The sequence below is a fragment of the Paenibacillus sp. 2KB_22 genome, from assembly GCF_052115745.1.
Taxonomy (GTDB): domain Bacteria; phylum Bacillota; class Bacilli; order Paenibacillales; family Paenibacillaceae; genus Paenibacillus.
Genome location: NZ_JBFRHG010000002.1, coordinates 202,087 through 216,145 on the forward strand (window position 1 = coordinate 202,087; position 14,059 = coordinate 216,145).

A 14,059-nucleotide genomic window follows, 5' to 3' on the forward strand; every position below is an offset into this window, starting at 1 on the left:
AAAAGGAATGCAAGTAATATATACAAACGGGACAAGGACATTGTGTCGTGAAGTGAAGAAACCCAATATCTAGCAAGCCAGATCTTAGTTGGCCATTTCTATGTCCAGTGCATTGGCCATCACAAAACAAGGGAATTTCTAGAAAGAATTGTAAGCGTTTCATTTCAATGAGTTACTTTGGAATGGGAACGAACCTCAAATGGAAAGTGGTTATATTGATGCTGAATCGGAAGTGGATATATATTACCTAAATAAATTTCTATAATTCAAGGAGGATATTATGAGAATAAGAAGATTGATTCCAAAGAAATTCATTTTAGTGAGCTTGGTTATCAGTCTGATTGTAACTTTTGTGCCAATCCCGCAGGTCCGGGCACAAAAAGCTACATCGGCTGTGCAGGATACAATTAATGCACTGCTAACAAATAATGTACCCAATATTACTGAAACAAAAATAGTATCAGGAAATTTAACCTTCACTCATCCTGGAATCGGTGTATCAAAGGCTATGCTGGACAATGTGCAAAGTCATGTGAGAGCAGGTGACGAACCGTGGGCTAGCGCTTTTGTTCAATTTAGTAGTTACGGGAAAACACAAAAAAAGCCTAATCCGCTGAGAATCGTCTTGGGTGATACAGAGCCCTATGAGATTCCAAGCGGCGGTAATCCGTCGGCGGGATTAAATATCATTAAAAACATGGCACAAGATGCAGATACTGCATATGCACAGTATATTATGTGGTATGTAACAGGGGACGAGAGTTATCGGAAAAATTCAATTTACATCATTAGACGCTGGATGCAAGCTACGTCCATCGGTTCAATCTATGATGAACAAATCCGAGTGTCCTTGGCTGTGTTTAAATTCGCTATGGTAGCTGATCTTTTGCGCTCTTCATCCAGCACTGTTGAAGATTATAACTGGACCGAAGCCGATACAGTGACGTTTACCAACTACCTTAACTTAATGAAAAGTAAGTACGATCGATTTTGGCATTTCATGAATCAGCATAGCATGAATACAATGGCCATGATGTCTTCGGCTATATTTAGAAACGATGCAGCCGATTATGCTCTCGCCGTTCAGCGAACCACAACCAATCCGGAGGATGGCAGCAGTTACGATTTTGCAGATGTGAACAATCCTCACAATCGAGATGGATCTATTATCAGTCAGATCAGATCCGTAACAACCAATGTTTCTACAGGAGAAACGGTTCCAGCGAATCTTCAATTAGTTGAAATGGGACGGGATCAGGCTCATGCATATAATAATATTAGCGGTCTCGCAGACACGGCAATTACTTCCTACATCCAAGGGACGAAAGTAGATCCTGTCTTAGGTACTATTTCAACAGCTTCTAATAGTGTAAATATGTTCAATTTCCTTAATGATAGATTGCTCTATGGTGCCAACTATTTGACCAAATATAATTTGGGATATGATGTAACTTATATTCCTACGTATGGGAACCAAACAGTAACTGGGCACATTTTTACTGCACCTTCTACAGTGGATCGTGGAGCCTTTTACAATGGCTTCGGTGTTGTCTACGGCTATTACAAGTATATTGAAAAAAGAACGGATATGGAAACGAATGAAAATACTAAATACTTGACGGAAGCCTATAACTTGATTTATCCAGAAGGTGCAAGTCAGGATTATATCGGAGATGGAGTATTATTATATACCCTGTCTCCAGTAACACGCCTTCAATCTTATAACAATCCAACTCGTTATTTAAGACATTCTGGTTTTCGAGCTGCATTAGATCTAAATGCAAATGTAACACCCGTTGAAGATGCTCAATTTAGAATTGTTACGGGTTTAGCAGATTCGAAAGGTTTCTCCTTTGAGTCCGTCAACTATCCTGGACGTTACCTCAATGTAAGATCAAATGGAGAAGTATGGATAGATGTGAATGATAACACTAGCACATTCAAAAATAATGCTACTTTCCGTAGAGTACCTGGCTTGGCGGATTCAAACATGTATTCATATCAGATGTGGACTGATTCCACCCGCTATCTCCGTCATACCGATTTTCTTATGCATGCCCAGAGTGGATCGGGAACAACCTTTAATGGTGATGCCACTTTCGCTGAAGTTACGCCATAAAATGTTCAGTTCGTAAATTGATCTGTATTGATTACACAACGAGAGACGCTTGTTCAATAAGCAATGAGCGGTCCGCAAGGCTAGCGGACCGCTCATATTTTTGTTCTAATGCATTTGTTCAGTGTGATCGAGAGCAGGGTGGCAATTGAAGCATTAGTTTGTTTCCATGAAAACTTAAACTACATATAACTCAAGTTATGCGAAATTTCGAACTCATGTCATCCTATTTTTGCTATACTATTTTAGGGCATATTATCTCAAATTTTATTTGACTAAAGGTGTAGACTTAACGAGACTGAAAATTCAAGAATGGCTATCAGATATTAGGTGATACATTTATAGATATTTCATATGAATCTGAACGGAAAATCAATTTCTGGTTGAAACTATTTGGATTAAGCGAACGTTTTGATAAAACCATGGCTGCCCACCTTTTGGAGAACAAAAGATTATGTAGTGCTATTTTTTAAAACAGATTCTAGTAAGGTGCTATATTTCAGAGAACATCCTCAGTACATTCGAAATCTTTGGTTTAAAGGTTTGCTCGATCCCAGTATTTTAGCTGCACTGCTTAGAAATGACCTGATACCAAACGAACAAAAAGAAGAGGCGTTAGAGAGTATAATACAATCTAATCAAACTATATTCCCTGAATCTATCCGGGAAGAGGATATGAGTACATTAATTACGAAAAGTTTTCCAAAAGTTTTTAAACGGATTGCCTTTGAAGAACGTAATATAAGTTCATTTGAATATGCAAATCATGCCAAGAGATGGACAGTTGTTTGGTACATTAAAAAATATGGCCTAGATGAAGCTATTGTTTTGGCTTTGTCCCTTACTTTCATTGGAGATCATCCTTGGCATTTGAAAGATGCTTTAAAAGAGATGTTTAGTGAAGACCATTTACTTAAGAGTTCATTTGTGAGAATCTCTGAAGAGAAAGGATACCGAATACCGACTTTATTAGGTTTTTAGATCATTTACAAGCAATCGATGCACCAAGATAAATTCTCAAAACCACTTTTTTACTAGTTGTTTCTTTTCATAAAAATAATTGCATTGGATTTAATTTGATATATAAGTTTTTTAGACGGAATTATAAAAAAAATTAATCAATCATGTCTAAACTTGGTAACAAAGTGTAATCCACCATTTCTATGAGTTGTCGTAAAAGCAGGAATTAAGACAAAATGAATCGAATATTTTTAGGTAGTTCTCTCTCTATAGTGTCTCATTATAATGGGTAAAGCTATAAAGGAGCGGGGGATTAGAATGATTGATAAAACACACGAAGAATTAACTGCCGCAGATAAAACAACAATTGGGTTTGAGTATCAGTATTACTATTTTTTAAATAAGTTATTGGAGCTAAAGAAAGGACAAAAACTCGGCTATGAGGTAAAGGATGACATACATATTGAGTTGGTCGATGGAAAATTAATTTTGATTCAGACAAAGCACACACTAAAAACAACTACAAAAGATAAACCTGTTAATCTTACTGAGCGTGATCTTGATCTTTGGAAAACCATCTATAATTGGATAAGTGTTATCAATGACGTCGCGAGCGAACGTGATATATTGCCGAAACAACTTGAATTTATTTCCAAAACCGAGTTTGTACTTGCTTCAAACAAAAAAGATAACGAACGTAATTCATTTTTAGTAAATATAAGAAAATGTCAGAACGGAGAATTGAAACTGTTAGACTTGCGTGCTTATATGAATCAGTTAATCGCCTCTCTAAAAGATTCAACGGAGCGGGAGAACAAGCTGAAAACGTATATGCTCTCGTTAAGTCAACAGTCGGATGATTGGCTAAAATCTTTTATCCCGCAATTAAAGTTTGAATTGGATCAGGACGATTTAATACAGAGTGTCAGAACAAAAATTGCTGAGAAAATTTATGAGGATGATGATAGTCGAATCGATGATGTTTTTAACTGCATAAACAGCCAAATGAGCGTATGGAAATTTAGTGAAGTGAAAAAGGGAAAAAAACTAGAGATAACTTTCGATGAAGTTAAACAACGATTTCACAAATGTTTTCACAATGCAAGAAGCAAAATCTTACCTAACAGAAATTTTAGAATCGCTTTGCCGGATCAACTTGAGGAACAGATCTTCATAAAGCAACTAGTTGATATAGAAGATGTAGAATCAACAGATACTGTCATCATGGCTGAATTCACGACAGATAAACTACGACTATCCAAACACTTAGAAAGCTGGATTCAGCAATCATATATAACGGAGGACGAACGCAGACAATTTGAAGAAGACAGTATAGCAAAATGGAAAACAAGCTTTAGGCGGTTTCACCGTAGAAGTGGTACGTCAAAAACACCTAGTGAAAGTGCGCTAGATTGTCTTGATAGCATAAGAGATTTAGAGCTAGAATTACAAAACCAAAAAATAGGGACACCCCTAAGTCATGGGCTTTTTTATTCACTTTCGGATCGGCCCAGTATTGGTTGGTTGCCTGACTGGGAGGATAGATACAAGAAATGAGTATTGACAAACTTAACTCAACTGATCCGGTACCTAACTCTAAATATATGTTTAACAATGAGGCATTCGGAATAGTGGCCATTGCATCGGTGCTCAAGCATTCAAAAAAGCTATCTTATTCGAAGGCACTACTTATTTTGCCGCTCATGGCCCACAAAGAAACACTAATCTTATTGAAGCGTGAAAACTCAAATGTCCGCAGTATTGAACAATTAATAGCAAAAAAAGAGAATCTCCTTACCAACTTTAACGAACGCTACCTTTCTCTCCTGCCAATTTCCATAAACTCTATTGTATTGCTCAATGAAATCAGGGTACTAGAGAATGATGCAGGAATTATCGAATATGTTAATGATTCGTTTGATTTTAACAATAGGGGACTAGGAAAGCGCGCACAAGATGTCATAAAAGCATCAAAAAAAATCTCAAGTATGCTGGAAATGAGCGTAGAAAACTTATATTTACAATTGAGGGTGCATATATGAAATTTCACTTTAACGAAATATTACTTTGGATGAAAAATGGAAATATTCGCAGACTTAAATTCAAACCTAACAAAGTAAATGTGATAACTGGGGGGAGCATCACGGGTAAAACGGTAATCTGGGGAATTATTGAGTATTGTCTGTTTGGTAGCGATCCCCGCATCCCTGAGAAAATTATTAATGAGAACGTAGAGTGGTATGGAATTAATTTCTGTATAAATGATAAAACATTTACAATATGCAGAAAAAGTATCTCTGATGATGGTACGATTTCAGATAATTACTATTTCTCAGGAAGCGGAGAGATACCTGAGATACCGGAAAAGAGCATTAATGAGGATGAACTGAAGAGTCTCATTGATGTTGAGTTTGATATTCATGACAAAGTAGTCATCCCGTACGGTGGCAAGACGATTAAGCAGGGTACAAAGATCTCCATCCGATATTTTCTACTCTTTAACAGTCAAAACGAAAACACAATCGTTAATAGTGAGACTTTCTTTGATAAACAAACGGAATCCAGGTATAAAGAAGCATTGGATCGAATTTTTGATTTGTCAATTGGTATTGATTCTGTCGAGGGTACGTTAATTAAGGAGCACATCAATAAACTTACAACTGAATTAAGGCGGATTGAAAAAAAGATTACAGCTTACGATAAAGAAACTCGTTTGTTTGAACAAAATATGCAGCAAGTTATTAAAAGAGCAAAAGAGCATGGATTGCTAAGCGATATCCCATCAGACTTTGATACAGAGCTACGTCAGTTAAAAGAGGTTGTTTATCAGCAAACAAAGATTCTCCCTTCTACACAAGTCAATGAGTATGATCAACTTGAAAAAAGACATTGGGAATTATCAAGACAAATAAAGAAGTTTAGGCGTTTTGAACGTGAGTACAATAATTACAAAGCTGTACTTGAGCAAAATGAAGATAGTCTTCGTCCAATCAATTACATCCACAAAAATTATTCAGAAATAATTGATGTACCGTTGGTGCTAGAGTTCGTTGGACAGCTGAAGAACGAATTGACAAGTATAAAACAAGCAATCACCAAGCAAACTCCTGTACGAATTAGTGTTAAAAATAAAATTTCGCAATTGACTTCTGAGTTGAAGACAATTGAAACAGAAATGGAGAAATATCCTCAAAGAATTGAAGCATTATCTGGCGATCAAGAGAAATATGTACTTATTGGAGAAATAAAAACTAAACTCGAATTTTATGAAAAAAAGTGGGAAGATGAAAATCCAGACTCATCTGTTAAATTTCTAAAAAAAGACATCACGGAACTGGAGAAAAAACTTGGGAATAGAGAAGAGAAAAAAGCAGCTGTTTTACGTCTGCTTGAAGAATTAATCCAAGTATATCTGGATCAAGCAGGAGATGCTCTTGAAAACTACAAGGGCTATCGTGCAGCATTTGACTATAGAGATAAATTTCTGAAATTGCAAGAACCTCACTCAACCAAAGTAGAACGTGTTGTAGGTAGCAGTTCTAACCATTTGTTTCTGCATCTTTCTTTATTTTTAGGCCTTCATGAGCTCTTTATTAGACAGAAGATCCCGTATATTCCTGCATTTTTATTTTTGGATCAACCGAGCCGACCATATTATGATAACTCAAAGGAAAAGATTAATGATCGCCATAAAATAACGACTGCTTTTACAATATTGAACAATTTTATTACACGGATTCGCGAGGAGATTCAGAGTGAATTTCAGTTTATTGTAGTTGAACACATACCTAAAGAAATTTGGGAAGAGAATAATTTGCAGAACATTCATTTAGTCGAGGAATTCATAGGTGAAAATAAATTAATCCGAGAAGAAGATAAATTAAATTAATTGAGAGCTAATTAAGCATAAAATATACGCTTCAAACTTCAAAATGAGATCTGAGTTGAGTTTAACGGTAGATTATTCGGTAAGAGGTTACCCTCATAAAATGACATATTGTGTAGCAAAGTGAAAGTTGATGTAACCTTAATGATTACTGAACCTATCAACGTGATATTACTGAATTGCCCACATGAACATGGAGTTCAAGCAGAATAAGGTATATAACCACATCGGGTGGTTATAATGCATTTAACCATTGTTTTCTTCTCCTAAATGGGTAAACCTTTCTTTGAAGTTAAAGGGTTGGTATGTTTTGTTTAATTTGACATTCAAATATTATCGCAGAGTGTAATCTGCATATGAATTGTGTTATCCTTTACTTTCTCACTCTTTATATCCGAGATCAGGAAGAAGTTTCGATTGAAGAGTTTGCTACTTTAGATGATGAAACTCAAGAACTGATCACCACATTAAATTATTTCTATGGGGGGATTAAAATGAGTAAAACGAATGAAGAGTTTATAAAACAACAGCGAGTTGGTGACCTCCCAAAAGTGAAACTCATGGCTCCTTCGTTAGATGGTGGTCCTGATCACGAAGTAACCGTTGTTTACCAGCGAAAGGCAAACTATGGCATACCATCTTTCCTCAAAGATAAATAAACGATTACAATGAAAAGTCAGCATTTAAATGCTGACTTTTTCTTTAAATTTGATATCGAATGCATCAAATCATGTTGATGTTTACCTCAGTTAATCCATTTTTGAGATAGAAATCTTCTCAATAAAATAATTCTTAATTGCATAATGCTAATTTAATTCATGGTGAATTAGTTAGCACATAACGAAATTAGAAGTTTTGAAAGAACTTAATTTCAGAACTCATTTAGCTTCATAAAATAATGCTAGGTGGAAGGTAACAACAATTGCTTAGTTGAATTGAATTCTACAAGTTTAGATTGAATAATTTAGTACGCTTAACAATCTTGGATTGGATGTTTTGCTCAATAATGGGGGGATCAGCCATTATCCCATAACATATTAAACCATATAGAATGAAAGTACATTCGAGGAAAATAGATTCTGATAGGCACATTTATCCATACATTGCAACCTACATCCCTTACTTACTACTCTTTACTTTGAATAATATTTATAAAAACAGTCAATAACACTCACTAATCTGCTGAAGCAAAGGAGAATAAATTAGTGAGCATAGAAAAAATTAATCACTTTGTTCAATCATTAAATTATGAGCAAATGTACAGTTCAGGCTCAAAAGTAAAATTGCTGAGACAAGCTATTGGTGAATATCAATCATCCCTAGGACTTCAACGACTCGAGTGGACTGAGCATGGTCTTGTTGGAAAATTCATTGCAAATAAACAATATGATATAAAAAATACACAATTGTTCGACTTATTAGAAAATCATGGAGTTCTGTCTAAAGTGGTCCGGATTAAATTAAAACAATTAAATGAGACAGAGAAATTATTGCTTCAAGAATTCTGTAAGGTTGGCAATGAATATTTAAGATTTACTCCAAATAGAGGAATTGGTGGACACAATGAAGGGGAACTCAGCGTATACAGAAAGAATATAACCAACAAAAATATATACGAGCTCTTAGACCAATGGAAGCATTATAAAAGGATCTACTCTAGCTTTTTTGAACAGTGGGAATCTATACGTAATCTGGCATGTAAAGAGATGTTGCGTACGAATCAGCACAAAATAACCTTACCTGTAGGGAAGCTAAGTGTAGTAATTCCAGATCCAAACATTGATACCGATGCTGCATATAAAATGGGAGGGGGGAAGCTGCTACGACGAAGTGGAAAGATTAATATGGAACAAGTAAGATTATATGCAGCTAAAGGATACTTTTCATTGTCACAAGTGTATAAGCATCTACAGGTGGAGAACATCCAAACGAAATATTTGCTTTTAACATTAAAAAGTGAGCGCAATATGATGGAGGGATTAGTTCAGCAGAATAATAGATACTCTTGGATTAATTTACAAAGTGAAGCAGCGTGGGAAATATAAATTTGAAACAAAGAATGCCGATGTCTCTGACATGGCATTCTTTGTCTTAACTATCAAAAAATTCAGATAAGAGCAGGTTAACCTTTTTTAGATCGGAAGATTTCATAGGCCAAAGCTTCTCATTGATTTCGTTTAGCAATTTCTCTTTATCACTTTTTCCATTCTTAACATACTTGCTGTAATAAAAGAGTTCATGGACATTGACTTGAAGAGCATCCGCAATTTTTTGGAGATTTAACAAGGTAATATTTTTCTCGGCACGTTCAACGCCCCCAATATAGGAGAAGTGAAAACCAGCCATTTCGCCTAATTCTTCCTGCGAGTATCCTTGTTTTTTCCGTAATTCGCGAACACGTTGCCCTACTAATCTTAAAACAGGTTCGTTCATTGCTACACCTCTAAATTAAGTCTAAACAATGGGAAACCTTCGATACATTAATGTATATAGATTATTTAATTAAAATGATAAGTTTATATATCAATTTATCTGGACATAAATGATAAAGGAGGTGGAGAGGATGACAAATCATATAAAAGCAGATGTTGGAATTGCTACCGTAACAGCTCAAGGAATTAAATTTAATGGCAGATTATACACGAACAGCGCAGTGATTAAGAAGAAATGGTTTGTGCTAGCGAGAGAGGAAGGAGAGTGGAAAATACCCGTAGTGTACTTACACAACTATTATGAAGCCATAATTATTATATCTTTAAAACACCAGGAGGTAAGTCTGGCCACATGGTTTAATGTTAGAGATTTGAATTTGAAAGAAGTAGAACACTATCATAAGAAATTAAATCAGTTAAAGGAACTGAAGAAAAACACAACTGAACAGATCAACTAGGAGCTTTATTTGAAAAACCAAAAGAGCCTTATCTGGCTTAGGTAAGGCCACCTTGTAATGATGGTCATTTGATAATACTAGACAAAATTAAATACTTCTCCAGTGCTTCAATATTACGTTGAGCCAATTGCTGCTTTGTGTTTCTCACAGTATTTTTTTCAGCATACTGTAGACGAAAAGAATGGGTAAGCTGCCTAGTGGTCACTTCAGAGGCACCGAATTTTGAAGCATACTTTTTAACAAAAACTTGAATAGTCCTTTTAGAAATTCGTTTCCCGTGTACTTCACCATTGCTCTTAGCTAAAAAGAATGCTTCTTCCTCATTTTGAGGATTATAAAATTTCGTTCTAGTATTCATGTATTCAATAAGGTATTGTTTAGCTTTTTCTCCAAACATAACTTTATGTCTCATTCTGACTTTGGCTTGTTGTCTCGTGATTAGGATATAGTTATCGATCAGATTTAAATCATTTATGTCCATATTAACTAAATCACTTACAATTAAGCCGGATTCCAAAAGTAATGTAATAATACTCACATCTCTGGCTCGATTTTGAATATAGAACCACTGAGCTTGGAGGTTATTCTGCTCAGAAACTCCTTCCTGAACGAATTGAACAAATTGATAGATCTCATTAAATCTTAAAACTTTGTTTTGCATCTGACGAGCGACTTCCATTGGACCTTTGGGCCTCTTCATTGTAAATGTAGCAAACCAATTACGGCGTAAAACTGGAACCCCCTTGATCTCAAACTCGAGATGTATAAAGCTAAATAATGAACGTAATGCGTTAAACCTACGCAACATAGAGCTATATTGCAAATTTCTTGAAACATATAGATGGTTAACAAATTGTTCCACATGCTCACGTTTAATATCATTAAACAACTCTAATTTCAGCTCACTTTCAGACGCAACGTATGGCCAAAGCTTTGGTCTGATCCAACTAAAGAATATACGAAAATCCCTTGAGTATTCTAATAGACTTGAAGGCGAGACGTTCTCATCTAGCTTCTGCTCAATAAAGTTAGTAACTACCTGAGGCAGCTCATTTGCTATGTCTGATAGTTTTTCTAAATCACGATATTCTTGTACCTTCATAACCTGAAACACATCCTTAATTCTTTTTCTGGCTGTGTTCCCATTTTGCCCTTGATTTATACATTTATGATTTATTTCTTCCTTAATACGATTGGTTACGATTGGTTGTTAAATAAAGATTCCAGAGGAATTTCTAGAATATGAAGTAGCAAATATAAGTTATATGCACTGATCATATGCCTACCTCGCTCAATGTTGGCTAGGGAAGAGCGGGCAAGAGGGTAACTCTGACAAATCTCTTCTTGTGTTTGCTTTTTCGATTTCCGAAGGTCTCGTAGACATTCTCCTAGCCACTTATAGAACTGTTCTTCTGACATTTGAACCCCTCCGTCTATAATTCTATTACTTCTTAGTATGTTCATAGATAGGCACTAGTTATACATAGAGAGTATAAAAAAGCGTTTCTTTGTTCATAACTTAAACAAATTATGAAAGGGATGTTCTTTGTGGAGAAAAATCAAGACATTAAGTATCATCCTCTCAAGATATTACGAAGTAAGAAATATGGAAATAATTATTGGACTTCACGTGGAAACAAAGTAAATAAACGCAATATTGAGCTGTACAGTGATTTGGAGTTTGATCACTGGCTTACTGTGGAATCAAATCCGGAGGTTCTAACGTATTGTGAGCAACCTTTGAAAATATCATATGTTTTAAAGGGGCAATTACGTACAAGCATATTCGATATGTGGACTTTGAATCAGGATGGTAAGGAAACCTTTGTGGAAGTCAAATATGAGAAAGAACTCACATCAAATCATCCTAAATACGATCGAACCAAACGTCAGATTGAGGCACAACAAGAATGGTGCAGATTAAATAACAAAGCCTATGAAGTTCGCACTGAGAAAACCATTAGAAGGGGGCGGCATTCAATAGAAAACCGGAAATCCATTGTCACAGCAGTTCTGAATAGTGAAAAGCCGGCTTGTATCTCAGATGTATTGGCTTCCATAACGGTGCGTAACAAGAAGATTCAAGAAATCATTAAAGAGATATCTTGTTTTCCAGCAGACGATGTAAATTTGGCACTCAAGTGGTTATATTACACGGGCAATCTCACAGTAGACATTGAAAACCAAATTTGGGGAAGCCAAATGGAGGTATGTAAAAATGAGTAGATCACGTATCTATGAACAAAGTGGATTAGAGCAGGAACAAATTAATCCTGTACATTGGCCCAGTGTTGATGAAAGTTCAATTAAGGAGCCGATGCGTACGAATTACATTCAGCGTAAAAAAGCCGTTAATATGTACTTTAGTAGAGATAGATTAGAGGAAATCCAAGAAGTGACTGGAGTTTCTCCTCGAAACTTGAGAAGGTTAGTTCAACGATGCATGCAGTATGATCGAGATGGTGTCGTTATAGGATTTCGGGGATTAATTCCACAGAAAAACGTAAAAGTGTACCAACTTAACGTATTTAATAAAAATCAAAATAACGATCGAAAAACAGGTGAATTTAATCGATTCCTTGATATGCATCCTGATATTAGGGAACTAATCGAAGATTTATTTCTGGGAAGAAAGAATCGCTCCCTGGAGCCGGTAATGAAAGTAAAGCACGTCCACAAACGATTTATAGAAGAATGTCGGTTAAAAGGAGTAACTTACTCAGATTATCCCCTTAATACAGAATGGATGGGATATAAAGCAGTACAACGTTACCTTAAGCAATTAGCTCTACAGAATTTCAGGAAATCCGTCGCTCGGCATGGCAATGATGCAATGCAAAAAGCAAGACATGTCGGAGAGGAAACACAAAACCACATTTCAAAGTTATTCCCCTTCCAAGAAGTTCAGTTTGATGCTCATCGTATCGATGGTTTTTTTGCAATAGATTTGACTACACCTGATGGAGATCTGGTAACTAAGCTTCTGGAGCGTTTTTGGATTCTAACAATTATTGACGTGGCTACTCGTAACATTCTGGGATACTCCATAAGTTTGAGTAAAGAATATAGCGCCAGTGATGTCATGCACTGCGTTCGTAATTCAGTTATGCCACATAAGCAGTTAGAGCTGACAATACCTGGTTTATCGTATCAATCTGTTGGTGGATTCCCATCAGAAAAGTTTCCTAAACTAACCTGGGCAGTTTGGGATGTAATTTGTTTAGATAATGCTAAATCACATTATGCCAAAATGGTAAAAGATCGACTGGACAACTTAATTGGTTGTTCTATGAATTTAGGGCCTGTAGCACTACCAATGAGAAGGGGCATAATTGAAAGATTCTTCAAAACACTGGAGGAAAACGGATTTCATCGTCTACCTAATACTACGGGTAGCGGGCCAAATGATCCACGAAGAAACAATCCTGAGCAGAAGGCTCTTAGCCTAAACATTACCTATGATCATTTAAAACAACTGATTGATGTACTGATTTCTAATTACAATGGCACTCCTCATGGGGGAATTTATCACCAAACACCTCTCGAACTTTTGGAAAAAAGAATGAAGACAACTGGATTAATACCAAGACGTCTTGAAGAAGCCAAACGATCGGAGTTGCTTTTTATGCAGACTACTCAAAAAAGAACTGTAAGAGGCTCTTTAAAATCCGGTAAGAAGCCGTACATCCAGTTTGAGGGCGCTGAGTATCGAAGTGAAAGGCTTGCTAACTCAGCTTACTTGTTAAACACAGAACTTGTGCTACATGTAAACGTGGATGACATTCGAACGTTAAAGGCTTTTCTTCCAGATGGAAGTGAATTTGGTTATTTAACAGTAGCCGGCCGATGGTCACTTACAGCTCACTCTCTACAAACTAGAAAAGCCATTAACTCTCTAGTTCAAAGAAAACTTCTCCACTACACTACGTGGGATGATCCTATTTTCGTTTACACTGACTATCTCATGCGTACAAAAAAATCAAGGAATATGACAAATAAAATTACACAAGTTCATGAAGTAAGTAAATATGAACCTTCTAATTTACCCAAAGAACAAACTAAAGTGTTGGAAGAAGCTCATCGACAAAACGAGTTATTAGATAACGTAAGAGAAGAGCAACTCAAAAAAGAGAAATTAAATGAAATGGATATATACGATCAACTATTGAAACAATTCAAAACCAAATCATTTTAATGAAGGAGATAT

The 14,059-nt window shown here is 35.9% G+C and carries 13 protein-coding genes; 10 read left to right on the top strand and 3 right to left on the bottom strand.

All coding sequences use genetic code 11. From position 1 onward, the window contains the following. The first annotated feature begins 280 nt into the window (after positions 1–280). The 7 genes from AB4111_RS11810 to AB4111_RS11840 all read left to right on the top strand — a co-directional run bounded on the left by AB4111_RS11810 (position 281) and on the right by AB4111_RS11840 (position 9,007). The gene (locus tag AB4111_RS11810) at positions 281–2,119 is read left to right on the top strand and encodes an AbfB domain-containing protein (RefSeq protein ID WP_442031763.1); all 1,839 of its coding nucleotides are present in this window, start codon (positions 281–283) and stop codon (positions 2,117–2,119) included. Between the two features lie 408 nt (positions 2,120–2,527). Beyond that, entirely contained in the window at positions 2,528–3,097 is a 570-nt protein-coding gene (locus AB4111_RS11815) for a hypothetical protein (RefSeq protein ID WP_442031764.1), read from the top strand. Positions 3,098–3,394: 297 nt separating this feature from the next. Continuing rightward, entirely contained in the window at positions 3,395–4,633 is a 1,239-nt protein-coding gene (locus tag AB4111_RS11820; RefSeq protein WP_442031765.1) for a hypothetical protein, read from the top strand. Beyond that, entirely contained in the window at positions 4,630–5,118 is a 489-nt protein-coding gene (locus AB4111_RS11825; protein ID WP_442031766.1) for a three component ABC system middle component, read from the top strand. The genes AB4111_RS11820 and AB4111_RS11825 overlap by 4 nt, the downstream gene beginning before the upstream one ends. Then, on the top strand, positions 5,115–6,965 hold the full coding sequence (locus AB4111_RS11830) for a DUF3732 domain-containing protein (protein ID WP_442031767.1): 1,851 nt from the start codon (positions 5,115–5,117) through the stop codon (positions 6,963–6,965). The genes AB4111_RS11825 and AB4111_RS11830 overlap by 4 nt, the downstream gene beginning before the upstream one ends. A 353-nt stretch (positions 6,966–7,318) precedes the next feature. Continuing rightward, complete coding sequence (locus AB4111_RS11835) at positions 7,319–7,621, top strand: hypothetical protein (protein ID WP_442031768.1); 303 nt, start codon at positions 7,319–7,321, stop codon at positions 7,619–7,621. Between the two features lie 546 nt (positions 7,622–8,167). After that, positions 8,168–9,007 (top strand): hypothetical protein, encoded by an 840-nt coding sequence (locus tag AB4111_RS11840; protein WP_442031769.1) that lies wholly within the window; start codon positions 8,168–8,170, stop codon positions 9,005–9,007. Positions 9,008–9,053: 46 nt separating this feature from the next. Here the strand turns inward: AB4111_RS11840 and AB4111_RS11845 are convergent, their stop codons facing one another. Next, entirely contained in the window at positions 9,054–9,395 is a 342-nt protein-coding gene (locus tag AB4111_RS11845) for a helix-turn-helix domain-containing protein (RefSeq protein ID WP_442031770.1), read from the bottom strand. 130 nt (positions 9,396–9,525) lie between these two features. On the opposite strand from AB4111_RS11845, the gene AB4111_RS11850 reads away from it, so the two are divergent. Further along, positions 9,526–9,852, top strand: a complete 327-nt coding sequence (locus AB4111_RS11850) for a hypothetical protein (RefSeq protein ID WP_442031771.1) — start codon at positions 9,526–9,528, stop codon at positions 9,850–9,852. A gap of 64 nt (positions 9,853–9,916) precedes the next feature. On the opposite strand, the gene AB4111_RS11855 is transcribed toward AB4111_RS11850, so the two are convergent. Next, complete coding sequence (locus AB4111_RS11855) at positions 9,917–10,954, bottom strand: tyrosine-type recombinase/integrase (RefSeq protein ID WP_442031772.1); 1,038 nt, start codon at positions 10,952–10,954, stop codon at positions 9,917–9,919. 95 nt (positions 10,955–11,049) lie between these two features. Further along, complete coding sequence (locus AB4111_RS11860) at positions 11,050–11,316, bottom strand: helix-turn-helix domain-containing protein (protein WP_442031773.1); 267 nt, start codon at positions 11,314–11,316, stop codon at positions 11,050–11,052. Between the two features lie 84 nt (positions 11,317–11,400). Between AB4111_RS11860 and AB4111_RS11865 the strand changes: the two genes are divergently transcribed. Together AB4111_RS11865 and AB4111_RS11870 are read left to right on the top strand one after the other, a co-directional pair. Beyond that, positions 11,401–12,078 (top strand): TnsA endonuclease N-terminal domain-containing protein, encoded by a 678-nt coding sequence (locus AB4111_RS11865; RefSeq protein ID WP_442031774.1) that lies wholly within the window; start codon positions 11,401–11,403, stop codon positions 12,076–12,078. Further along, positions 12,071–14,047 carry a hypothetical protein gene (locus tag AB4111_RS11870; RefSeq protein ID WP_442031775.1) on the top strand — a complete coding sequence of 659 codons (1,977 nt, stop codon included), beginning with the start codon at positions 12,071–12,073 and terminating at the stop codon, positions 14,045–14,047. The genes AB4111_RS11865 and AB4111_RS11870 overlap by 8 nt, the downstream gene beginning before the upstream one ends. The last annotated feature ends 12 nt before the right edge of the window (positions 14,048–14,059 follow it).